The following is a 22,340-nucleotide window of genomic DNA, read 5'->3' on the forward strand; positions in this document are numbered from 1 at the left end:
GCGTTGCCTAGACCCAAACTCAGCCAGAGCCGCAGTGATGCCGACGAGCGCGACCCAGCCGCCGTCTTCCGACGGACTGATCTGGTCCAGCAACGAGACCCCAGGCCTCACGCGTCGCCGGAGCGGGCGGGGTTTCTGCTACCGTGACGCCAAAGGCCGCCTGGTCCGCGATCAGAGCATCCTCAAGCGCATCCACGCCCTGGCCATTCCGCCCGCGTGGCGGGACGTCTGGATCTGTCCTGACCCGAACGGCCATATCCAGGCGACGGGGCGCGATGCGCGCGGCCGCAAGCAGTATCGCTATCACGCCGAATGGACGGCTCAGGCCGCCTCGCACAAGTTCGCCCGCCTGCCTGATTTCGCTCGCCGCCTGCCGCGGCTGCACGAGCGGGTGGAGAACGATCTATCGCGCCGGGGGCCCTGCAAGGAGAAGGTGGTGGCGTCGGCCGTCCGTCTGCTGGAGATCACCCTGATCCGGGTCGGCAACGCCGCCTATGCCCGCCAGAACCGCAGTTTCGGCCTGACGACCTTGCGCAAACGCCACCTGGAAGTCGACGGTTCGGCCCTGATCTTCGAGTTCCGGGGCAAGAGCGGCAAGGAACATTGCGTCAAGGTCAGCGACCGGCGTCTGGCGCGTGTCATGCGCGGGTTGGAAGGCCTGCCCGGCCAGCACCTCTTCAAATACCGCGACGCCGAAGGCGTTCTGAAGCCGATCAGTTCAGACGACGTGAACGCCTATATCCGCGAGGCCATGGGCGATCAGTTCTCCGCCAAGGACTTCCGGACCTGGGCGGCCACCGTGTCCGCCGCCCGCGCCTTCTGCGAGATGGCCCTCCCCACGTCCCAGACCGAAGCCCGACGCAACGTCTCAGCCTGCATGAGAACGATCGCAGGCCTGCTCGGCAATACGCCGACGGTCTGCCGGGCCTCCTATGTGCACCCGCGCGTGATTGAACTTTATGAGACCGGAAGCATCACAACCCTACTGCCTGGTCCAGACGCTCAAGGTTTCGATTCGAGCCTGGCGCGATTGCTGGGCGGCCCCGCCTAGATCCAGGCATCAAGAACTTCGTCGCATTCCGCCGTCTCGATCTGCTGGCCGAAACGGTCGTGATAGAGACCCAGCAAGGCGTCATGCGACTGGTCTGAGGAACTGCACAGAGCGTCCGACACCACCACCACGCGAAAACCCAGATCCACGGCGCCCAGAACGGTGGCCAGCACGCACATGTCGGTCTCGGCGCCCGTCACCACCAAGGTGTCGACCTGGCTCGCCATCAGAGCCGACGCCAGACCCGTGCCGACCCAGGGAGAATAGCACGCCTTGTCCAGCACCAGTCCGGGCGGAACGAATGCCTGCAACTCGGGCAGAAGCTCCACCCGTTCCTCCCCTAGATTTTCAATCGTCATCGAGGCCCATCGCCGCCAATACCGACGCCAGGCTCCCCGCCCCTCTTCGGCCGAGCGGGCGGGAATGAACCGGGTGAAACAGGTACGCTCGGCCTTGCGCTCGCACAGACGCACGACCACAGGCAGGACGCGCGGCATCCAGGGCGTGCGCCAGGCGGTGTCCTCCGCGAACAGTCTTTGCATGTCCACGCACAGATGGACGGCGTTTGCCGGTATGGGGCCGAAGTGGATGCCGGAAGCCATAGGCAGCCAAAGCTCAGGCCTCCACGGGGTTCCCCTTGACGGACTTGAACACAGGACGCGCGATCCCCAGCCTCGCTCTTCGCCAAGCCTGTGCGATGAGTCCAGCATAGGTTATTGCACGGGTCGCTCCCGCCTGTAGGCAGGGTGTTTCCCGAGGCTCGCCAAGGTTTTGCAGATTGATGAGATCGCCACGTCGCCCGTCCACGGGCTCGAAGATGGAAGCCTGGGCGACGCTGGGGCTGGCCCTTGTTCTCACCTTCTTTTTCGCCACCGGCGTCATCGCCTGGCGCAACGTGGAAGTCTTGCGGGCCAACAACCAGCAGATCATCCATACACACCGGGTAATCGTCGCGGTCGATGAAGTGCTGTCCGCCGCTCAGGATGCGGAGACGGGGCAACGCGGCTATCTGCTGACGGGCGACCTTCAGTATCTGCAGCCCTATGAAGCCGCGAGCAGGGACTTGGCGCAACGCCTGGACGACGTCGGCGAGCTGACGAAGGGCAGCCCGACCCAGCAAGCCCATCTGCGCCAACTGCGACGCCACATCGACGCCAAGATGGCTGAATTGGGAGCCACGCTTCAGGCGCGCCGCACCGAGGGGATGCAAGCCGCCCTGGCGCGCATGGCGACGGACCAGGGCAAGCGTGAGATGGATGCGGTCCGCGCCCAGATCACGCTCCTGCGCCAGGAAGAGCAGCGGGTGCGCCAACTGCGCCTAAACGAAATGGACGCCGCCTATCGGACGGCGCTGATCAGCGGCGTGCTTTCCGGCCTGTTGGGAGCGGCGCTGACGATTGTCGTCTTCACCCTGATCCGCCGCAGCGCGCAAGCGCGCGCCCGCCAGGAATGGCTGCACGAAGGGCAGGTCGGCCTGGCCGCCGCCATGATGGGTGATCAGTCCTTGGAACAGCTCGCGGACAATATCCTCGCCTATCTGGGGCGTTATGCCGGCGTGCAGGCCGGCGCCCTGTTCAAGGGCGAAGGCGGCCTCTACCGGCGCATCGCCGCGCTCGGCGTGCCGTCTGACGCGCCCATCGCAGAGCGCTTCGCCTTGCGTGAGGGACTGCTCGGTCAGGTGGCGGCTGAAGGTCAGGTTCTGACCCTGTCCGACGTGCCCGAAGGCTATCTGACGATCGGTTCGGCTCTGGGCCGCGACAAGCCTCGGCACCTGGTGCTCGCCCCGGCGCGGGCGGACGGAGCCGTCAATGCGGTTCTGGAGCTCGGCTTCCTGCACGCGCCTGACGAACGGCTCATGGCGCTGCTCGAAGAGGCCGGCCCCGCCATAGGCACGGCTTTGCGGTCCGCCCGCTACCGCGCGCAGTTGCAGAACATGCTGGAGGAAACCCAGCGCCAGGCCGAGGAACTCCAGGTCCAGAGCGAAGAGCTGCGCGTCTCCAATGAAGAGCTGGAGGAGCAGGGCCGCGCGCTGAAGGAATCCCAGGTGCGTCTCGAGCAGCAACAGGCGGAGCTGGAGCAGACCAACAGTCAGTTGGAGGAGCAGGCCCAACTTCTGGAGACTCAGCGCGACGATCTGGAGCGCGGCGCCTCGGCTCTGACGCTGAAGGCGCGCGAACTGGAGCAGGCCAGCCAGTACAAATCCGACTTCCTGGCCAACATGTCCCATGAGTTGCGCACCCCCCTCAACTCGCTGCTGATCCTGTCCAAGCTGCTGGCGGACAATCCGGAGGGAACGCTGTCCGAGGAGCAGGTCAACTACGCTCGCACCATTCAGTCGTCCGGCAATGACCTGCTGGCCCTGATCAACGACATCCTCGACCTGTCCAAGATCGAAGCCGGCCACATCCAGGCGCGCCCCGAAGCGGTGTCGATGCAGCGTTTGACCGAAGACGTGCGCCAACTCTTCCAGCCTGTGGCGGACGATCGCGGCCTGGCTTTCGACATCGAGTTGGACGCCGGAGCCGACCTGATGGAGACCGACCGTCAGCGGCTGGAGCAGATCCTCAAGAACCTGCTGTCGAACGCCTTCAAGTTTACGGAAAGCGGCACGGTAAAGCTGAGCATATCAGCCCAGCCCGGCGACAGGGTCGCCTTCGCCGTATCGGATACCGGCATCGGCATATCGCCCGAGCAGCAGAAGGGCGTTTTCGATGCCTTTCAACAGGCTGACGGAACGATCAGCCGCAAATACGGGGGCACGGGCCTGGGCCTGTCGATCTCGCGCGAACTGGCGCGTCTGCTGGGCGGACGGATAACGCTGGAAAGCAGTCTGGGCGAAGGGAGCGTCTTTACCCTTTCTCTGCCGCGCGCCTATGACGCGGCGCAGGTCGCCTCTCGTGAAACGCCCGCCCCTGCCCCGCAAATTTCGCCCCAATCGGACGCGCCTTCCGAGCGCCGCCTGTCTCATGTGCCGGCAAGCATAGAGGACGACCGCGATCATCTGGCAGGGACGCGCCGGCTGCTGCTGGTGGTGGAGGATGATGACCGCTTCGCCGCCATCGTCCGCGACCTGTCCCGCGAACTGGGCTTCCAGTGCATTGTGGCGGGCACGGCGCAGGAGGCCCTCAAGCTGGCCAAGCGCCATCGCCCCAGCGCGGTCGTGCTGGACGTGGGCCTGCCCGACCAGTCGGGCCTGACCGTTCTGGACGTGCTGAAGCGCGACGACGACACCCGCCACATTCCGATCCACGTCGTCTCGGCCGAGGATCACAGCCAGACCGCCCTGTCGCTGGGCGCCATCGGCTATCTGGTCAAGCCGGTGAAGCGCGAAGATCTCGCCGAGGTTCTGCGCACCCTGGAGGACAAGCTGACCCGCACCGTGCGTCGCGTGCTCATCGTCGAGGACGACGTGGTCCAGCGCGACGCTGTGAGCCGCCTGCTAGCCTCAGGCGATGTGGAGACCGTAGGCGTGGGCACGGCCGCCGAGTGCCTGGAACAACTCAGAAGCCAGACCTTCGACTGCATGGTGCTGGACTTGACCTTGCCGGACGCGTCGGGCTTTTCCCTGCTCGAGACCCTCAGCCGCGAAGGCGGTCACGGCTTCCCCCCGGTGATCGTCTATACAGGGCGCGATCTATCACCCGATCACGAGCAGCAGCTGCGGCGCTATTCCAGCTCCATCATCATCAAGGGCGCAAAGTCGCCGGAACGCCTGCTCGACGAAGTGTCCCTCTTCCTGCACCAGGTGGTGTCGGAGCTGCCGCCCGAACAGCAGAATATGATCCGCAAGGCCCGCAACCGCGACGCCGTGCTGGAGGGGCGTCGGATTCTGATCGTCGAGGACGACGTCCGCAACGTCTACTCCCTGACCAACGTCCTCGAACCGCGCGGCGCCATGATCGAGATCGCCCGCAACGGCAAGGAGGCGCTTGAGGCCCTGGAGCGATCCTCAACCGACCCGTCGAAGGCCGTCGACCTGGTGCTGATGGACGTGATGATGCCGGTCATGGACGGTCTGGCGGCCACGCGCGAGCTGAGAAAGGATCCGCGCTGGAAGACGCTGCCGGTGCTGATGCTGACCGCCAAGGCCATGCCGGACGACCAGGAACGCTGCATGGCGGCCGGTGCGAACGACTACATGGCTAAACCGTTGGACGTGGACAAGCTGCTGTCCCTAGTCCGCGTCTGGATGCCCCGCTGAGTTCCGCCATGACGAACGAGATCGAGGACATCGAGATCGGGCTTCTGCTGGAGGCGCTGTTTCAACGCTACCATTATGACTTCCGCCATTATGCGCGGGCGTCGATCAAGCGCCGCCTGCTTCAGGCGCGCAGCCATTTCGGCATGCCGAGCCTGACGGCCCTGCAGGAACGCGTGCTGCACGACCCCGAAATGTTGCCGCGTCTGCTCGCCTTCCTGACCGTTCAGGTCAGCGAGATGTTCCGTGATCCCGACTATTTCCGCGCCCTGCGCGAGCAGGTTTTGCCCCACCTGCGCACCTATCCTTCGCTCAAGGTCTGGATCGCGGGCTGCAGCGCTGGAGAGGAACTCTACTCCATGGCCATCCTTTTCCGCGAGGAAGGCCTGTTTGACCGCACCCTCTTCTACGCCACCGATATCAATCCTGACGCCCTGCGCGCCGCCGAAGCCGGGATCTATCCCCTCGATCGCATTCGCAAGTTCACAGAGAACCATCAGAAGTCCGGCGGCCGCTCGTCCCTGTCCGACTACTATACGGCCGACTACGGTCGGGCGGTCTTCGACAAGTCGCTGCGCGCCAATGTCGTCTTCTCTGACCACAGCCTTGTCACGGACGCCGTCTTCGCCGAGATGCAACTCATCTCCTGCCGCAACGTCATGATCTATTTCGACCGGGGCCTTCAGGATCGCGCGGTGGGCCTGTTCCAGGATTCCCTCGCGCGCAACGGTTTTCTGGGCATCGGATCAAAGGAGAACCTGCGCTTCTCGCGCCATGCGGCCGCCTTTTCAGAATTCGTCCCGGCGGAGAAGATCTACAGGAAACGCGAACCGTGAGTCCGTCCCCGGACCGGGCCGTGGCGATCGGCGCCTCCGCCGGAGGCGTGCAGGCGCTGCTCGCTCTTCTGCCGACGCTGCCGGCGGACTTTCCCTGGCCGATCTTCATCGTCCTGCACGTCCCGGCCGACCGCGGCAACGTCCTGGCCCCTCTGTTCGAGGCCAAATGCCTGCTTGAGGTCAAGGAGGCCGAAGACAAGGAGACCGCCCGTCCAGGCGTGGTCTATTTCGCCCCCTCGGACTACCATCTGCTGGTCGAGAGCAACGGCGATCTGGCCCTGTCTTCCGACGAAGCCGTCAACTACTCCCGCCCCTCCATCGACGTGCTGTTCGAGAGCGCGGCGGACGCCTACGGCGCCGGCCTCACCGGCGTGATCCTGACCGGCGCCAATGAGGACGGCGCCGCAGGACTGAGCGCCGTCGCCGCTGCGGGCGGGATCGCCCTGGTGGAGGAGCCCGCAGCCGCCTACGCCCAGGCCATGCCCCAGGCCGCCCGCAACGCCTGCGACGCAGCCCTCGCCCTGCCGCTCGAACGCATCGCCGAACATCTGAAAGGTCTCGGAAAAGCATGACCAGCCCGGAACAGCCGATCCATCTTCTGCTGGTCGACGACCTTGAAGAGAACCTGCTCGCGCTGGAGGCGCTGCTGAAGCGCGAGGGCGTGGTCTGCCTGAAGGCCCGCTCGGGCGACGAGGCTCTGGAGCTACTGCTGGTTCACGACGTGGCCCTGGCGCTGGTGGACGTGCAGATGCCGGGCATGGACGGATTCCAGCTGGCCGAGTTCATGCGCGGCAATGTGAACGCGCGCCACGTCCCCATCATCTTCGTCACGGCGGGTAGCGCGGACCTGCAGCGTCGCTTCAGGGGCTACGAGGCCGGCGCGGTGGACTTCATCCAGAAGCCGGTCGAAACGGACATCCTGCGCAGCAAGGCGAAGGTCTTCATCGACCTCTATCGCCAGCGGATGGAAATCCTCTCCCAACGCAACGAGTTGGAAGCCTCCGCCAACGCCCTGCGCGCCGCCGATCGGCGCAAGAACGACTTCATCGCCATGCTGGGCCATGAGTTGCGCAATCCGATCATGGCTCTGCGGGCCGGTCTTCAACTGCTGGAGCGTCAGTCTGACGAGCGAATGAAAGCCGGCATCCACGCGCGCATGGAGGTTCAGGCCCACCACCTCTCACGCCTGATCGAAGATCTGCTGGATGTCGCCCGGATCGACCAAGGCAAGATCTCCCTCAAGCGCGAGCGCATCAGCCTGCAGAGCATCATCGAGTCCGCTGTCGACACGAGTCGCCCCAAGATCGAGGCCGGGGCGCATGACCTCACGGTCGCCCTGCCTGCCCAGCCCCTGTGGTTGAAAGGGGACTTCACGCGCCTCTCGCAGGTGGTCAGCAACCTGCTCACCAACGCCGCCAAATACACGCCGCCTGAAGGTCAGATCCGCGTCTCGGCCGACGTCGATCAGGACCACGTGCGGATCGACATCGCCGACAACGGCGTGGGCGTGGCGCATGACATGCAAGGTCGCATCTTCGATCTGTTCACCCAATCCAAAGGCCCCGACGATCGTTCGCGGGAGGGCCTCGGCATCGGTCTGGCGCTGGTCAAACAACTGGTCGAGATGCATGACGGCGCGATAGAACTGGCCAGCGAAGGCCCCGGTCAGGGCAGTTGCTTCACGGTGCGCCTGCCCATCGCCGCGTGATGTTCAGGACGGCGTCGCGCTCGGCTTTCCATCCCTGAAACGCCATTTCATGAGCAAAACGCCTGACGCCATGAACAAGGCGCAGGCGTTGGCGAACGCTACCGGCCAAGCCGAGACCATGACGCCATAGATCGTCCACAGAATGAAACAACTGACGGTCAGCGAATAGGTCTTCAGGCTGACCGCCGACGCATCACGCTCCCTCCAGATCTTATAGCCCTGAGGCGCAAAACTGCTGATTGAGCAGAGCGCAGCAGCCGAGCCTATTAGGTTTGCGACATCTTCAGCCATGATCAGCCAACGTGACGTCTGCAGGGCTGTTCCAAGGGTCTCCCGCCCGTTCAAAGCAAGCATCGTCGAATGACGCCGAACGGTCCGAGCCCGCTGGATGACGTCGACGGAGGCTGAAGCCTGACCGAGGGCCGTGCATCATCCGCCCCGACGCGAAAGGGAACATCACCTTTCCCTTCGTCTTCTCTCCAGACGCCAGAAGGAGAAGACCATGATCAAGCCCCCCTGCGACAAGGGCGCCCCCAAGGCGGAACAACCAGGCGCGGCTGACCGAACAGAGGTCGAGAAGGCGCAACTCGCCCTGGACGACCTCGACACCATGCATGGCCAGGCGACGCGACGATGCGATGAGGCGTTGCAAGCCCTGCGCACGCGATGCGACGATGAGCGACAGGCCTACGAGGCGCAGCGGAAGGCTCTGCAGGAACGCTTGAAAAAGGCGCGGGCGCGTCTCTGACCCTCGTCCTCTTCATCAGCTTCGGCACCGGAAATTACGGAACAGCATCCCGCGAGAAGAGCCATCGCGCTGAGGTTCCCGACCCCCCGTCAAAACTTATCGTGTAGCGGGACCGCAGGAACGGGCTCAGCGCCTGCTGATTGGCTTTACTCCACCAACAGGAGATCACCATGACCGACGTCCAACCCAACGACCCGAACCGTGATCAAGCCGACGCTCCCGATCTGAAGGGCGAAGTCGAGGCCGGCCGTCAGGCCCGGAAGACCGGAGCCAATCAAGACCCCTTGGCGAACAATAATCCCGCCGACAGAAACGCAACGCCTTCAACAGGCGGCGATGGAGCCGCCGGAGCCGGCGGCCCCAAAGGCTTCGGCACGGGCACTTAAGCAGCCTGGCGTGAGGGCCGCTGATACGGCTCTCACGCTCTTTTCCGGCGATCGACATCGCCCCAATGGAGCATTTTGCGGACCCAAAAACAGAAACAGTTTCATTTTCTTGTTGCCGTACAAGAAACCTTATGAAAATCTCCGGCTGGGCGAACACTCACGAGCGTTCTGGAGGGGACATCATGAAAATGCGCATCTGGCTGCCGGTCGCGGCGATACTGTTTCTGAGCGCCTGCGGGTCGAAACCGACCGAGAAAGGCACGGACCTCGCGAAGGCGAACACCACCTATCAGAACGAACTGATGGAGCTGTTGATGGACGCCAAGCCGGGCGCGGTGATCGAAATCCCCGCCGGCGTCTTCGCTATCGACACAGAGTTGAGCCTGGTGGTCGACGGGGTGACCATTCGCGGCCAGGGGATGGACAAGACCATCCTCAACTTCCGCAATCAGGCCGCCGGCGCCCAGGGTCTGCTGGTCACCGCCAGCAATTTCACCATTGAAAACCTGGCGATCGAGGACACCAAGGGCGACGCCATCAAGATCAACAAGGGCGAGAACATCATCGTCCGCAAGGTCCGCACGGAATGGACCCAAGGGCCCAAGACGGAAAACGGCGCCTACGGCATCTATCCCGTCCAGACCAAGAACGTCCTGATCGAAGACAGCGTGGCGATCGGCGCTTCCGACGCCGGCATCTATGTCGGCCAGTCACAGAATGTGGTGGTCCGCCGCAACCGAGCCGAGTTCAACGTCGCCGGCATTGAGATCGAGAACTGCATCGACGCCGACGTCTATGAAAACCTGGCCACCAACAACACCGGCGGCATCCTGGTCTTCAACATGCCCCAGCTTCAGCAGGCCGGCTATCGGACGCGCGTCTACAACAACCGCGCCATCGCCAACAACACGCGCAACTTCGGCCACGCGGGCACCCCGGTCGCCAGCGTGCCCGCGGGCACGGGCGTGATCGTCAACTCCAACGATCAGGTCGAGATCTTCGACAACGACATCGCCGACAACAAGACGGCCAACATCATCATCTCGGCCCTGTTCTCCGCCGGCTATTCCGACAGCGCCATGAGCGCGGACTTCGACCCCTACCCCGAAGCCATCCTGATCAAGGACAACCGCTTCAGCGGCGGCGGCAACGCGCCGGACGGCATGGACTTCCAGGCCTTGCGCATCGCCAAATTCGGTCCGACCGGCCGTTTCCCCGACATCCTGTGGGACGGTTACGTCAATCCCAAGCGGCTGGTGAACGGCCAGTTGCCGTCGGAACTGCGCATCTGCATCGACAACGGCGACGCCGGGATTCTCAACGTCGACGGGCCGAACAAATACGCCAATCCGAACACCGACATGACGCCGCATCGGTGCACCCTGCCCCGCCTCTCGCCCGTCGTCCTGCCGGAAGCCTGACACGGCCCATGACCCCGCTTCGTCTGCTCGCGCTCGGCCTGCTGCTCCTGATCGGAGCGGCAGGCTGCTCCAGGCCCCAGGGCCAGGTTCAGGCCTTGGCCGAACCCACCTACTTCGACATCGAAAACCCCAAGTCGCTCCGAGAATGGGGCATGGTCCAGGTGTCGGACGGCTCCCTGATCCTGGGCGCGCGCGTAACGCCCTATGACCTGACCACGCCGCTGTTCACCGACTATGCGCAGAAGCTGCGGACCATCTGGATGCCGCCCGGCGTCGCGGCCGACTATACGGCGGACGGCCCCCTGGCCTTCCCGGTCGGCACGGTCATCACCAAGACCTTCTTCTATCAGACCGGCGCCAAGGGACGGGTGCTTCAGCAGGCCGACCCGAGCCGGTTTCACGACGGCGACGGCCTGAAGCTGAAACACGTGCGAATGATTGAGACCCGCCTGCTGATCCGCCGGGCGGAGGGCTGGACCGCCCTGACCTATCTGTGGAACGACGCCCAGACCGACGCCGTGCTGCATCGCATCGGCGCCGTCGTGCCCCTGACGATGGTCCGTCAGGACGGCGAGGACGAAGCGTTCTCCTACATTGTTCCCAACGCCACCCAGTGCTCCGCCTGCCATGCGACCAATGTCGCCACCCGCGAAATCCAGCCCATCGGCCCCAAGGCGCGTCTGCTCAACCGCGATTTCGCCTATTCGGACGGGTCGGAGAACCAGCTGAGCCGCCTCACCGCCATGGGCTATCTGAAAGGCGTCGCCGATCCGGGTCAGGCGCCGCTTCAGGCGTCCTGGACGGACGCCGCCGCGCCGACCGAAGCGCGCGCCAGAGCCTATCTCGACGTCAACTGCGGCCATTGTCACAACCCGAAGGGAGCGGCCGCCACCTCAGGGCTCTACCTGGACGCGGCCTCGCCGCTGTCAGGCTCCGCCGGCCTGTGCAAACCGCCCGTCGCAGCAGGCGCGGGCACAGGAAACCTGCGCTTCGACATCGTGCCGGGCAAGGCGGACGAATCGATCCTCGCCTACCGCATGGCTTCGACCAATCCAGCCGTCATGATGCCCGAGATCGGCCGCTCGACCCGCCATGACGAGGGCGTGGCCCTGATCCGTTTCTGGATCGATTCATTGGAGGGATCATGTCGTTAGACTCGGCCCAGGCTCGTGCCCCCCAGATCGCCGCGATCATGGATCGTCTGCGCGCCGCCTTCGACAGCGGCCTGACGCGCGACTTGGCCTGGCGTCGCGCCCAGCTCGCCGCCCTCGAGCGGATGATGGTCGACAACGAGGCGGAGATCGCCGCTGCGCTGAAGGCCGATCTGGGCAAGCCGTTCGCCGAGGCCTGCACCGCCGAGATCGATCTGGTCTCCAGCGAGGCGGCGCTCGCGCGCAACCACGTCGCCCGCTGGAGCCGCCCCCAGCGGACCAGCACCCCCCTGGCGATCCAGCCCGGAAAGAGCTTCATCGAGTCGGCGCCCTACGGCGTGACCCTGATCATCGGGGCGTGGAACTATCCCTTCCAGCTGGTTCTGGCCCCCCTGGTCGGCGCCATCGCGGCGGGCAACTGCGCCGTCATCAAGCCTTCGGAGATGGCGGTCCAGTCCTCCGCCCTTCTGAAACGACTGGTCGAACGCTATCTGGACCCGCGCGCCTTCGCCGTGGTCGAAGGGGACGCGGCCGTCTCCAAGGCCCTGCTGGACCAGCAGTTCGACCTGATCTTCTACACCGGCGGCGAGCGGGTCGGCCGGATCGTCATGGCGGCGGCGGCCCGTCATCTGACCCCGGTCGTGCTGGAGCTGGGCGGTCAGAACCCCTGCATCGTCGATGAGACCGCCGACCTGACGGTAGCCGCCCGGCGCATCGTCTGGGGCCGCTTCCTGAACGCAGGCCAAATCTGCGTGGCGCCGGATCACGTCTATGTCGCCGCCTCGGTCGAGGCCCGGCTTCTGGACGAGTTGAAGCGCGCCGTCACGACCATGTTCGGCCCCGATCCCCGGCAAAGCCCGGATTACGGTCGCATCATTAACGCGCGCCACGCCGCACGCCTGCAGAACCTTCTGGCCGACGGCCGCGCCGTCACGGGCGGCCAGGCCGATGTCGACGCCTGCTATGTCGCGCCGACCATCCTGACGGATGTCGCAGCCGATGCGCCGGTCATGGCCGAGGAGATCTTCGGCCCGATCCTGCCGGTCCTGCCCTATCAGACGCTGGACGAACCCCTGGCGGCCATCAACACCCGCGCGCCCTCCCTGGCGCTCTACGCCTTCACCCGGAACAAGACGACGGCGGACCGGATCATCGCCTCGACGCGATCCGGCTCGGCGACCATCAACGACGCCGTGATCTTCATGGCCAATCCGAACCTGCCGTTCGGAGGCGTGGGGGCCAGCGGCATGGGCGCCTACCACGGACGCTACAGCTTCGAGGCCTTCAGCCACCGGCGCGCCGTACTGAAGCGCGGCTTCGCCCTGGACGCCAGCATCCGCTATCCGCCCTTCACCAAAGGCAAGCTGGCGCTTTTCCGGCGCATGGCCTGAGCCGTCTGCGCGGATCAGTCCTTCAGATAGGCCGAGAGATAACGCTCCAGCGCCACGGTCGCCTCCGCGAACAGGCGGTCGGTCCATTCCGACTGCGCCTCGCCGCTGGTCAGGGTTTCGAACGAGGTGAAGATCTCGGTGGCCATGCGGGCGACGGCCAGGGGTGCGTCGCCCTGGAAGCCGTCCAGCCCCTGCTCCCACCGCGCCGCCAGATAGGCCGCGATCTGGGCGTTCGCCTGTTCCTTGACGATACGCAGTTCGCGCGTCGTCAGCATCAGATGAAACAGGGGGCGATAGGCGGGATCCTCGTCCAACGTCTTTCGCAGTATCAGCATGACCTGCAGATGGCGCTCGCGCCAAGACGTGAACCGAGGGTTTTCCATGATCTCGGCGATGCGAGCGTGCAGCTGCGCCACCAGCGTCTCGAACAACTCCTTGTAGATGGCGAAGACGTTCGGGAAATAGCGATAGATCGAACTGACCGGCACATTGGCTTCAGCCGCGATGGCGCTGGTGGTGATCGTATCGACGGAGGTCGAGGCCAGGAGCTTCTCGGTCGCCGCCAGTACGCGAGTGATCCGATCGCGCGCACGTTGCTGCATCGGTGCAGTGCGCCGTTCCAGCGTGGTGATGATTTCTTGCGACGCGCGCGAGGTCACTGCCGCCCTCCATTCCAGTCCGCAGGCCGTCTAACACGACTGGACGCCTTTCTGTAAGCCGCACCGGCGCGCAGCCCCTTGTCAAACGGAATAATATTCTGTTTCGTAAAGTTTGAAAAAACGGGGCTTTGGGAGGGGCTGCGATGATCAGGATGGAGCACTGTCTGAAGGCGACGCTTGCGGGGAGCGTGGCGCTCGCCGCCCTGGCGACGCCGGGTCTGGCCAGAGCGCAGGAGGTCAGGGCGCAGGAGGTCAGGGCGCAGGAGGTCAGGGCGCAGGAGGTCACGACGATTGATGACGTCGTCGTCACCGCGCAACGGCGCGAACAAAGCCTGCAGGAAGTCCCGATCACCGTCAGCGTCGTAACGGCCAGGACCCTGGAGTCGCTGGCGGCGGACGATATGGGCGACATCTCCGCCTTCGTGCCCGGCCTGACCGTATCGAACACCAGCCCGACGCAGGCGAACTACAGGATTCGCGGGGTCTCGACGTCGGACTTCGGCGTCGGCACTGACCCGGCGGTGGGCGTCTATGTCGACGGCGTCTATGCGGCGCGCTCGGGCGCCGGCCTGCTGGCGTTCAGCGACGTCGCCCGGATCGAGGTGCTGAAAGGGCCGCAGGGCACCCTGTTCGGCCGCAACAGCGCCGCGGGCGCCGTGTCCATCACCACCAACAAGCCCAGCGACGAATTCGAGGCGCGCCTCGGCGTCCGGCTGGGCGATTACGACAAGCGCCGCTTCGAGGGCCTGGTCAACCTGCCGATCAACGACGTCCTGGCGCTGCGGGTCAATGCGCTGGTGAACCGTCGCGACGGCTGGCTCATCGATGACGTCACCGGCCAGGACTATGACCGCGAGGACAACTGGGCCGCCCGCGCGGCCCTGCGCTGGGACGTCGGCCCCCAGACGCAGATGATCCTCAGCTGGACCCATGACGAAATCGATCAGGACGCTCGCCCGGCGATCGGCGTCGCCCCCCTGCCCGCAGCGCCCGGCCTGCCGGCCTTCCCGCCCGATCCGGCGGATTACCTCGATCCGTTCAAGGCCAAGATCCGCAACGACGTCATCGACAACCACGAGACGCGTCGCCTGGACGAAGGCACGCTGACCATCACCCACGCCTTCGGCGACATCGACTTCACCTCCCTGACCTCAGCCCGCCGCTTCAGCACCGAGAACCGCGAGGACGAGGACGGCACCAACCGGCCGGACCTGTATTTCGACACCAACAACCGCGAAAAGAACCGATCCTGGTACCAGGAATTCCGTTTCGCCGGCGAACACGGCGCGTTCAACTGGATCGCCGGCGCCAGCTACTACAGCGAACACGCCGAACAGCGCAGCGACACCTACGCCACCACCGACAGTATCAACACCATCCTGACCAATGCGGCCGGGCAGCCGCTGTTCACGCTGGCCGACATGATCCTGGACATGGCCGGCATCCCCGCCAGCACCCTCGGCTACAGTTGGCAGGAGGACATGATCAACGAGGGTGATTTCGACGCGACCGCCCTCTTCGCCGACGTCATCTGGGCCGCCAACGACCGCCTGAACCTGACGTTCGGCCTGCGCTATACCCGCGACAAGAAGACGTTCCAGTGGCTGAACGGCCCGCGCGTCGCGCCCGAACTGGACGCCGTGCTCAACGACCCCACGGTCAACTTCGTGCTGGATACCTACATGGGACCGGCGCTGGGCTATCTGTATTCCGACTTCGTCTTCGACCTGTCCGGACTGGCCGGGGTCGAGTGCGACAACGGCGTCACCGTGCAGGAAGGCGTGGCCTGCAAGTTGTCCGATTCCTGGTCCGACCTCAGCCCGCGCTTCGTCGCCGACTATCACCTGACCGACAACGCCATGGTCTTCTTCTCCTACGCCAAGGGCTACAAGGCCGGGGGCTTCAACAGCGTCGAGGTCGCCTCGCGTTTCGACAATGAGGATGTCCAGAATTTCGAGATCGGGCTGAAGAGCAGCCTGGGCCCCAACGCCCGCCTCAACATCTCGGCCTTCCAGTATGACTACGACGGCAAGCAGTCGATCCGGCTGGTCACCCCGGCAGGGTCCAGCGTGCCGCAGTATCTGGTCGAGACCAGCGACGACACCGCCTGGGGCGTCGACATGCAGCTGGATGTTCAGCCTCTGGACGGCCTGAACCTGTTCGCCAACGCCCAGTACATCGACGCCACCTACAAGCGCAAAATGACCGACGACGGCGACCTGGCCGGCCAGCCGACCGGCGAGCCGCTATGGTCGGCGGCGGCGGGCGCCTCCTATCGGCGGGACCTCGGCGCCGCCGGCTCGCTCGACATGCAGCTGATCCACGCCTATCGCGGCGAAGGCCGGTGCAACACGACGTCCACGGGCCAGGGCTCTTGCCTTCAGACCCCCTGGTTCGATCCATCCGAGGCGCAGAACCGAACGGACGTTCGTCTCTACTGGCGCAACGCAAACGAGCGCTACCAGGTCGGTTTCTACGTCAACAACCTGTTCGACAACCAGTATGTGACGGGCGTGAACAACATCACCGCCACCACCTTGGGCACCCCGTTCGTGAACATCACCGAGCCCAGAATGTGGGGCGTCGACCTGACCTACACCTACTGAGGGGGTCTCGGCTTGGGACGGCGATGCATCACCAGAAACTGAGCTCGGCAAGCGAGCCACATCATGCGCTCTTGAGACCCCGCTCGCCGCGCTCCAAGACAAAACGGGCGTGAGTGGAGAGGCGTCCGCCGGGCTCTCGCACCTGATCTAGGATCTTCATATCCGCACAAAAGAGATCTCGGCGCACGTCGCACAGCACATAGCCGCGACGGTCCTGCATGGCTTTCAGGTGCGGGTTGTTCCGCCGCCACAGGGCGTTGAACGGCGTCTCCCCCAGACCGTCTGAACCGGATGTGATGGATGTCGCCAGAAACTCCGACGCCACCGGCGCCCCGCCCTGATCGAGGAGAAGATCGGCCGCGTAATGCTGGTGGGCGTCTCCAGTCACGACCGCGACATTGGTTAGCCCGCGATCGTGGATATGATCCAGCAGGCGACGACGGCTGTGCAAATAGCCGGACCAGGTATCCATCGGATAGACCCCCTCGCTCTTGAGCGGGTCGCGTTGAGTGTTCAGGTGCATCATCATCACCTGCTGGGCGATGAGGTTCCAGCGTGTCTCGCGGCGGGCCAGTCCATCGAAGAGCCAAGCTTCCTGCTCGGCGCCCAACATGGTGCGGTTCGCGGCGAACACTTCCCGAGCCAGAGGCTTGTCTCCATCGCCGTTCGGCTGGTCGGAGCGATACTGCCGCGTGTCCAGGAAATGAGCCTGCATCAGGTCGCCGAACTGGGCGCGACGGAACATCCGCATGCCCCCGCCCCTCGGCAGCGAGGCGCGCCGCAAAGGCATATGTTCGTAGAATGCCTGGAAGGCGGCGGCGCGACGCAGCAGAAAGATCTCGGGCGGCGTGCCGTCCTGATCCAGGTCGGCCACCCAGTTGTTGTCGACTTCATGGTCGTCGAAGCTGACGAACCAGGGCGCCGAGGCATGGGCCGCCTGCAGATCGGCGTCAGCGCGATACTGGGCGTATCGCAGGCGATAGTCGTCAAGACTGTAGATTTCCTGCCCCGTATGACGGCGCACAGGATCGAAGATACGGCCGTTCATGAGGCGCGTACCACCGGTGTCACGGCCCTCGTAGATGTAGTCGCCGTAATGGAAGACGAAGTCCGCCTGCTCTTCGGCGATATGCCGCCAGGCCGTGTACCAGCCCTCCTCAAAATGCTGGCAACCGGCGACGGCGAAACGCACCCGGTCCACGCGCGCGCCCGCCGCCGGAAGGGTGCGCGACATACCTGGCAGACTGCGCTCTGCGCCACAGATGAAGCGGTACCAGTAAGGACGCCCCGGCTCTAGCCCCGCCAACTCGACGTGGACCGCGTGGGCCAGTTCAGGCCGAGCGATAGCCTCACCGCGTCGCACCACATGGCGGAAAGCCTCATCCGCCGCGACCTCCCAGGCGACTGCGACGGGCGCCATGATCATGCCGCCATGCGGAGCCAGCGGCTCCGGCGCCAGACGCGTCCAGATCACGAAACCGTCCGGCGCTGGATCGCCGGACGCCACGCCCAGCTGGAAAGGCGGCGTGATGAAGCGAGGCTGCGCCAGCGCGGGGCCAGCGGTGAGAAACATGCCTCCCATGCTCAACAGTTCCAGCAGGCGGCGGCGATCACAGGCGGACATTACGATCTCTCGAAATGAGGGAGCGCGCCCCGGACCGGGATGGGCCCGGGGCGCAGCGGGTGTCACCAACGGTAAGTGGCGACCAGGCGGAAGTGACGGGCGAAGATCGGTCGGCCGAACATGGCCTCGTCCGTTCCCTGCCCAGTCAGGCTATCGACGCGGGGATTGCCTTCGGTCAGACCGAACTCGTCCAGAATGTTGGAGCCGGTGAGTTGCAGGCTGAGCTGGTCGAAATCCACCGCGATCCCGGCGTCCACCGTCGTATAGGCGGGCAGCCGCGTCGAGTTCAGGCTGTCGACGAAGCGCTCCCCGACGTATGAGGCGCGGGTGAACATGGACACCGGATAGCCAGCCACGGTCGTATGGATGGTCGGCTCGACACGGGCCAGCCATTCCGGCACTCGCGGCGGCAACTTGTCATTGTAAGCGTCGCCGAGGGCGCCGTATTTGCTTTCCTGAAGATCGCTCTGGCGCGGCTGCTGCCAGGTGACGTTGCCTTCCAGCGAGAACCAGGCGTTCGGACGCCAGGCGAACTCGGTTTCGACGCCCTTAGACTCTGCGACGCCCCAATAGGTAGTGCTTTCATTCACGCCCGTGTTGGGGTTGACCGTCGGTCCCGACACGCTGAGCCGGTCGAAGTCGGTGTAGAACAAGGTCGCGAACAGCTGCAGGGGGCGAGTATTATACTTCAGCCCCATCTCATAGCCGGTGATCTTGTCGTCGGGAGCCTGGGTGTTGGTGACGGCAGCCCACAGATTTTGGCCGCGGAAGGCGTTGGTGTAGCGTCCAAAGACTGCGAAGGTCGGCGTCACCTCATAGTTGGCGCCGACCGTCCAGGCGGTGTTGTCGCGCTTCATCTCAAACGTCTGGGTCCGACCGCTGTCACCCTGAACGGCGTCGTCGGCGGTCGTGCCGAGATCACCTAGATTACGGGTCTCCGTCAGTTGCCGCACGCCCGTCTGATCATACCACTGTCGGCGATAGCCCGCATCGATGGTCAGGCGTTCGTTCAGTCTCCAGCTATCGGCGATGTAGAAGGACGTCTGCTTCGACTCGGCTTCGCCCCGGATGAAATAAGAGCCGTAGCGGTGGAAGCCATTGTCCGTCAGCGAGCCTAGAATCTCGCCGGCGGCGTCCAGCGCCAGGATATCCAGGCGACGGGCGTCCGAGTTCAGCTCATGGACGCCGTCCTGCAGCAGGCGGGCGTGCGAAAGTTCAGCGTAAGAGAAACCTCCGCCTACCGTGAGGTCATGCTCGCCCGGACCGAAACCGCTCAGGGTGCGAGTGATCTGCAGCTCATCCGAAACGGTGCGCCCTTCAGTCGGCACGTATCGATAGGAGCTTTCGATCACCAGATTGCGCGTGGCTGCGGCGTCCCAGGCGACGCGCGCGCCGTTAGGGCCACGCTCATCCGCTACCACGAACTGCAGCCGATCCACTCCCGCCCCGAAGGCCGTGCGCGCCTTGGTCAACCGTGCAGCTAGATACTGATCTGCATCCTGCGGCGCTGTCGTCGTGAACATGGTGTCCAGGTTCACGCTAGCGTCAAAATAGCGGAACCTGTTGTTGATGGTCCAACCGTCACCGAAGTCGCGACGGAAGTCGAAGCCGGCCATGAAGGCCTTGGCGTGCCGCCCATCGGCGATGTCGCGATCAAGGTCGTCGACATCCGCCCCCGTAAAGGTCCGCAGCACATAGCGACGATTGGCGTTGGAGATCAGGGTTCCCGTGTGCGGATCGACCAAGTCGGCCAGAGAACTGCCGTCACGAGGATCCTTGAGCGGAATGGGCAGGTAGAAGATGTTGGTCTCGTCGATGACCTTGGCGTAAGCGGTGAAGTCGCCGCCCTCGAAGCGCTTGGTCAAATTGAGGCGGAACTGTCCCCCCTTGTCTGCAGGAAAACCCGGATCGCGATAGCCGTCGTGAACCCGCCAGAAACCGCCCGCCGCCAGATACCAGTCACCGCCCAGAGGGCCCGACCAATAGCCGTCCAGGCGCTGCATGCCTGTGTCCTGAAGCGTCAGCCGCACCGCCGCTTCAGCCGTGTCCGTTCCCTTGCGTGTTATGGTGTTGATCAGGCCCGCCGGCGCGTTGGACGCGAAGATCGGCGCTGGTCCTGAGCGCACCGCCTCGACACGCTCGACCATGATGTCCGAGCGCAGGAAGCTGTCGCCGTTCAGATAGATCTCATTGGGATCCTGAAAGAAGGTCATGCCGTCTTCCTGGATCGAGATGAAGCGCGTGCCGAAGCTGCCCGGCAGGCCGCGAGGCGAGATGTTGTTATTCGACTCGCCGCCCGACGCCTCCGCATAGAAGCCCGGCAGACGGCCAATCAGATCCGCCGTGTTCATCGGCGCCTGACGTGTGACTTGCTCCTCGCTGATGCTCGAGATCGCGTAGGACGTGCGGAACTTGTCAGTCGCGCGCGCCACACCGGTGACGACCACGTCCTCGACCGTCACAGCCCCGGCTTCCTGCTGATCGCCGCGCCCTAGAAGGAGCGTGCGGCCGTCATCCGAGACGATGCGCAGACCCGTACCCTGGAGGGCGAGGCGCACTGCGGCGCGGACGTCCAAATCCCCCTGCACCGCATTGATGCGGACGCCAGCCAGATCATCCTGGGACGCCAGAATCTGCACGCCGGCCTGCTGGCCCAATTGCAGCACGCCGCTCTGCGCCGCCTGCGCCGGGACATCAAAGCGACGCACCTGCGCCTGAGCCGGCAGCGCCGAAACGGCGGCGACGGCGGAAACACTGGCAATCAAGATTGCCTTACGTCCTGGGAAAAATAGCATCTTTGATCCTGAGCAGCTGTAAGCTTCAGAACCAACGACGATGGAGAACGACGACGCCTCCACTATTTTTCATATAGTATTTATGAAACTTAAGAGACGCCGATTTGAATATGATCAGAACCAATCATAATCGGAACCTGAAGCACCTCTCCGGCCGCCCGCGCGAAACCATCCGCATCCTGAGTACGAAACACTCCGACAATGCGACGATCCGCCAGTGTATCGGCGAGACGGATGGGGCGTTCGCTGTAGCGATTGAAGGTCGCAACGGCGTCCTGCATGCGCTCTCCATCCAGAATGACCTGTCCCGCCCTCCAGGCCAGTTTGCGCTGCACTGCGCCAGCATCCAGCGCCTTCAGCAGTATGGCCCCTGCGCGCGGGATGATTGCAGAGTATCCTTGGCCGACCCGTTGCCGATCATCCCGGTTTCGTGCTTTGACCACGCCTTCGGTCACGACCAGTTCAAGATGATCCGGGTGGCGGCGGAGGGTGAAGGCGGTCCCCACGGCCGTCACTAGCGCATCGCCCGCCTCGACGGTGAAGGGGCGCGTCCTATCCGCCGCCACGTCGAACCAGGCTTCACCCGCCTCCAGTCGCACGTAGCGCCGGGCGTCGGAAAAACGGGTCACCAGCCGCGTCTCGGTGTTCAGGGCGATGCTGGAGCCGTCCGCGAGCGGCGACTGCCTCACCTCCCCGCGCGCAGTGCCGAAACGCTGTCGTCCCCCGCCCTGCAACATCGCAGCTCCCGCCGCTGCGGCCGCCAGGGCGGCGCCGCCCGCCAGCCACCGTCGCCGAGAGAGGCCCGGCACGCGACGCAAGACACCCACACGATCGACGTCCTGCGTGTGCGCATCCAGGTCATTCTGCCCCATCGCCGACCAGAGGGCCTGGCTGCGGACATAGGCTCCCTGGCATCGAATGTCCGAGGCCAGCCATGCCGAGAGCGTGCTCTCCTCTTCGGGAGACAAGCCGCGCGCCGCGGCCGCCGCCCAGTCGGCGGCCGCGCGGTCGATCACATTATCGGTCTGATCCATTATCGCTCGTTTCGACGGCGCATATCGATCAAGGCGCTGAAAGAAATGACCTGTGCTTCCTGCCGCTCGAGTCCTCGAGCTAAAATCTTGAGCCCTCGCGCCGTGCGTTTTTCGATCGTGCTTTCTGGGACGCCGAGTTTCTGCGCCACGGCCTTTTGCGACAGCCCTTCCACACGACGCATCACCAGAACCTCCCGCACCTTCTCCGGCAAAGCCTCCATCAGATCAACAACCCGACGCAACCTCTCTCGCCCTTCCGCCACGCGCTCAGGACCGGGGCTATCATCCACAATGAACAGCGCTTCGAAATCCTCCACGGGAACCAGTGGCGATCGGCGGCGGCGGCGAAGATGTTCCAAGGCCACATTCCTGGCCACGGCGAAGAAATAGGCGCGTGGGCTGTCGATCCGCTCCGGCTCGCACGCTCGAGACATCCTGGCATAGGCTTCCTGCACGATATCGTCTGCCTCGAGGCCATCGAAGCGGGATCGCGTGATCCAGGCCCGCACATCCGCCTCATGCGGCAGGATGTTTTGCCCGACCCATCGGATAATGTCTGACACGCCGCCCTCTTTGTTCGCGCAGCGAACTAGCGTTGAGGCGTGACAGGACGACGACAGCGGATATGCCCGCCAATCGCCGGCCGGGACAAGGCTCGTGCACCGGAGCTAAACCGTCAGGAACGCCGTCCCCCAAAAAAGAGCCCCTCCAAAAGCTCTCGAAGGACATTGT

18 protein-coding genes are annotated in these 22,340 nt (G+C 64.5%); 11 read left to right on the forward strand and 7 right to left on the reverse strand.

Going from position 1 to position 22,340, the window contains the following annotated elements:
- Positions 1-37: 37 nt before the first annotated feature.
- Entirely contained in the window at positions 38-1,051 is a 1,014-nt protein-coding gene (locus B3D50_RS15060; protein WP_269300246.1) for a DNA topoisomerase IB, read from the forward strand.
- Here B3D50_RS15060 and B3D50_RS15065 read toward each other — a convergent pair.
- Positions 1,048-1,653, reverse strand: coding sequence for a cysteine hydrolase family protein (locus B3D50_RS15065; protein ID WP_286952439.1), 606 nt, complete (start codon positions 1,651-1,653; stop codon positions 1,048-1,050). The genes B3D50_RS15060 and B3D50_RS15065 overlap by 4 nt on opposite strands.
- Positions 1,654-1,868: 215 nt before the next feature.
- Here B3D50_RS15065 and B3D50_RS15070 point away from each other — a divergent pair, with 215 nt between their 5' ends.
- From B3D50_RS15070 to B3D50_RS15085, 4 genes are read left to right on the forward strand one after another with little or no spacing between them, the layout of a single operon-like run.
- Positions 1,869-5,252: a response regulator gene (locus B3D50_RS15070; protein ID WP_286952441.1), complete on the forward strand. Its 3,384-nt coding sequence runs from the start codon at positions 1,869-1,871 to the stop codon at positions 5,250-5,252.
- Positions 5,253-5,260: 8 nt separating this feature from the next.
- A complete protein-coding gene (locus B3D50_RS15075) occupies positions 5,261-6,085 on the forward strand; it encodes a CheR family methyltransferase (protein WP_112999473.1) in 825 nt (274 codons plus the stop codon).
- Complete coding sequence (locus tag B3D50_RS15080; RefSeq protein WP_286952443.1) at positions 6,082-6,657, forward strand: chemotaxis protein CheB; 576 nt, start codon at positions 6,082-6,084, stop codon at positions 6,655-6,657. The genes B3D50_RS15075 and B3D50_RS15080 overlap by 4 nt, the downstream gene beginning before the upstream one ends.
- Complete coding sequence (locus B3D50_RS15085; RefSeq protein ID WP_088410911.1) at positions 6,654-7,793, forward strand: hybrid sensor histidine kinase/response regulator; 1,140 nt, start codon at positions 6,654-6,656, stop codon at positions 7,791-7,793. Before B3D50_RS15080 ends, B3D50_RS15085 begins: the two co-directional genes overlap by 4 nt.
- 3 nt (positions 7,794-7,796) lie before the next feature.
- On the opposite strand, the gene B3D50_RS15090 is transcribed toward B3D50_RS15085, so the two are convergent.
- Positions 7,797-8,084 carry a SemiSWEET family sugar transporter gene (locus B3D50_RS15090; protein ID WP_286952547.1) on the reverse strand — a complete coding sequence of 96 codons (288 nt, stop codon included), beginning with the start codon at positions 8,082-8,084 and terminating at the stop codon, positions 7,797-7,799.
- Between the two features lie 211 nt (positions 8,085-8,295).
- On the opposite strand from B3D50_RS15090, the gene B3D50_RS15095 reads away from it, so the two are divergent.
- The 5 genes from B3D50_RS15095 (at position 8,296) to B3D50_RS15115 (ending at position 12,890) form a co-directional block, all read left to right on the forward strand.
- Positions 8,296-8,541, forward strand: coding sequence for a hypothetical protein (locus tag B3D50_RS15095; RefSeq protein ID WP_269300241.1), 246 nt, complete (start codon positions 8,296-8,298; stop codon positions 8,539-8,541).
- 170 nt (positions 8,542-8,711) lie between these two features.
- Positions 8,712-8,927 (forward strand): hypothetical protein, encoded by a 216-nt coding sequence (locus B3D50_RS15100; RefSeq protein WP_286952446.1) that lies wholly within the window; start codon positions 8,712-8,714, stop codon positions 8,925-8,927.
- 182 nt (positions 8,928-9,109) lie between these two features.
- A complete protein-coding gene (locus B3D50_RS15105; RefSeq protein ID WP_286952448.1) occupies positions 9,110-10,348 on the forward strand; it encodes a parallel beta-helix domain-containing protein in 1,239 nt (412 codons plus the stop codon).
- 8 nt (positions 10,349-10,356) lie between these two features.
- A complete protein-coding gene (locus B3D50_RS15110; protein WP_286952450.1) occupies positions 10,357-11,502 on the forward strand; it encodes an SO2930 family diheme c-type cytochrome in 1,146 nt (381 codons plus the stop codon).
- Positions 11,493-12,890, forward strand: a complete 1,398-nt coding sequence (locus B3D50_RS15115) for an aldehyde dehydrogenase family protein (protein WP_286952452.1) — start codon at positions 11,493-11,495, stop codon at positions 12,888-12,890. Before B3D50_RS15110 ends, B3D50_RS15115 begins: the two co-directional genes overlap by 10 nt.
- A gap of 14 nt (positions 12,891-12,904) precedes the next feature.
- Here the strand turns inward: B3D50_RS15115 and B3D50_RS15120 are convergent, their stop codons facing one another.
- Complete coding sequence (locus tag B3D50_RS15120; RefSeq protein ID WP_286952454.1) at positions 12,905-13,549, reverse strand: TetR/AcrR family transcriptional regulator; 645 nt, start codon at positions 13,547-13,549, stop codon at positions 12,905-12,907.
- 143 nt (positions 13,550-13,692) lie between these two features.
- Here B3D50_RS15120 and B3D50_RS15125 point away from each other — a divergent pair, with 143 nt between their 5' ends.
- Positions 13,693-16,155: a TonB-dependent receptor gene (locus B3D50_RS15125; protein ID WP_286952456.1), complete on the forward strand. Its 2,463-nt coding sequence runs from the start codon at positions 13,693-13,695 to the stop codon at positions 16,153-16,155.
- Positions 16,156-16,216: 61 nt separating this feature from the next.
- Here B3D50_RS15125 and B3D50_RS15130 read toward each other — a convergent pair whose 3' ends face one another.
- The 4 genes from B3D50_RS15130 to B3D50_RS15145 all read right to left on the reverse strand — a co-directional run bounded on the left by B3D50_RS15130 (position 16,217) and on the right by B3D50_RS15145 (position 22,171).
- Positions 16,217-17,779, reverse strand: coding sequence for an alkaline phosphatase D family protein (locus B3D50_RS15130; protein ID WP_286952458.1), 1,563 nt, complete (start codon positions 17,777-17,779; stop codon positions 16,217-16,219).
- Positions 17,780-17,841: 62 nt separating this feature from the next.
- Positions 17,842-20,544, reverse strand: coding sequence for a TonB-dependent receptor domain-containing protein (locus B3D50_RS15135; protein WP_286952460.1), 2,703 nt, complete (start codon positions 20,542-20,544; stop codon positions 17,842-17,844).
- A 119-nt stretch (positions 20,545-20,663) separates the two neighbouring features.
- Positions 20,664-21,608, reverse strand: coding sequence for a FecR family protein (locus B3D50_RS15140; RefSeq protein WP_286952462.1), 945 nt, complete (start codon positions 21,606-21,608; stop codon positions 20,664-20,666).
- Positions 21,608-22,171 carry an RNA polymerase sigma factor gene (locus tag B3D50_RS15145; protein WP_286952464.1) on the reverse strand — a complete coding sequence of 188 codons (564 nt, stop codon included), beginning with the start codon at positions 22,169-22,171 and terminating at the stop codon, positions 21,608-21,610. The genes B3D50_RS15140 and B3D50_RS15145 overlap by 1 nt, the downstream gene beginning before the upstream one ends.
- Positions 22,172-22,340: the final 169 nt, after the last annotated feature.

Origin of the sequence: Brevundimonas sp. UBA7507, from assembly GCF_002478355.1 — a bacterium.
GTDB lineage: Bacteria > Pseudomonadota > Alphaproteobacteria > Caulobacterales > Caulobacteraceae > Brevundimonas > Brevundimonas diminuta_D.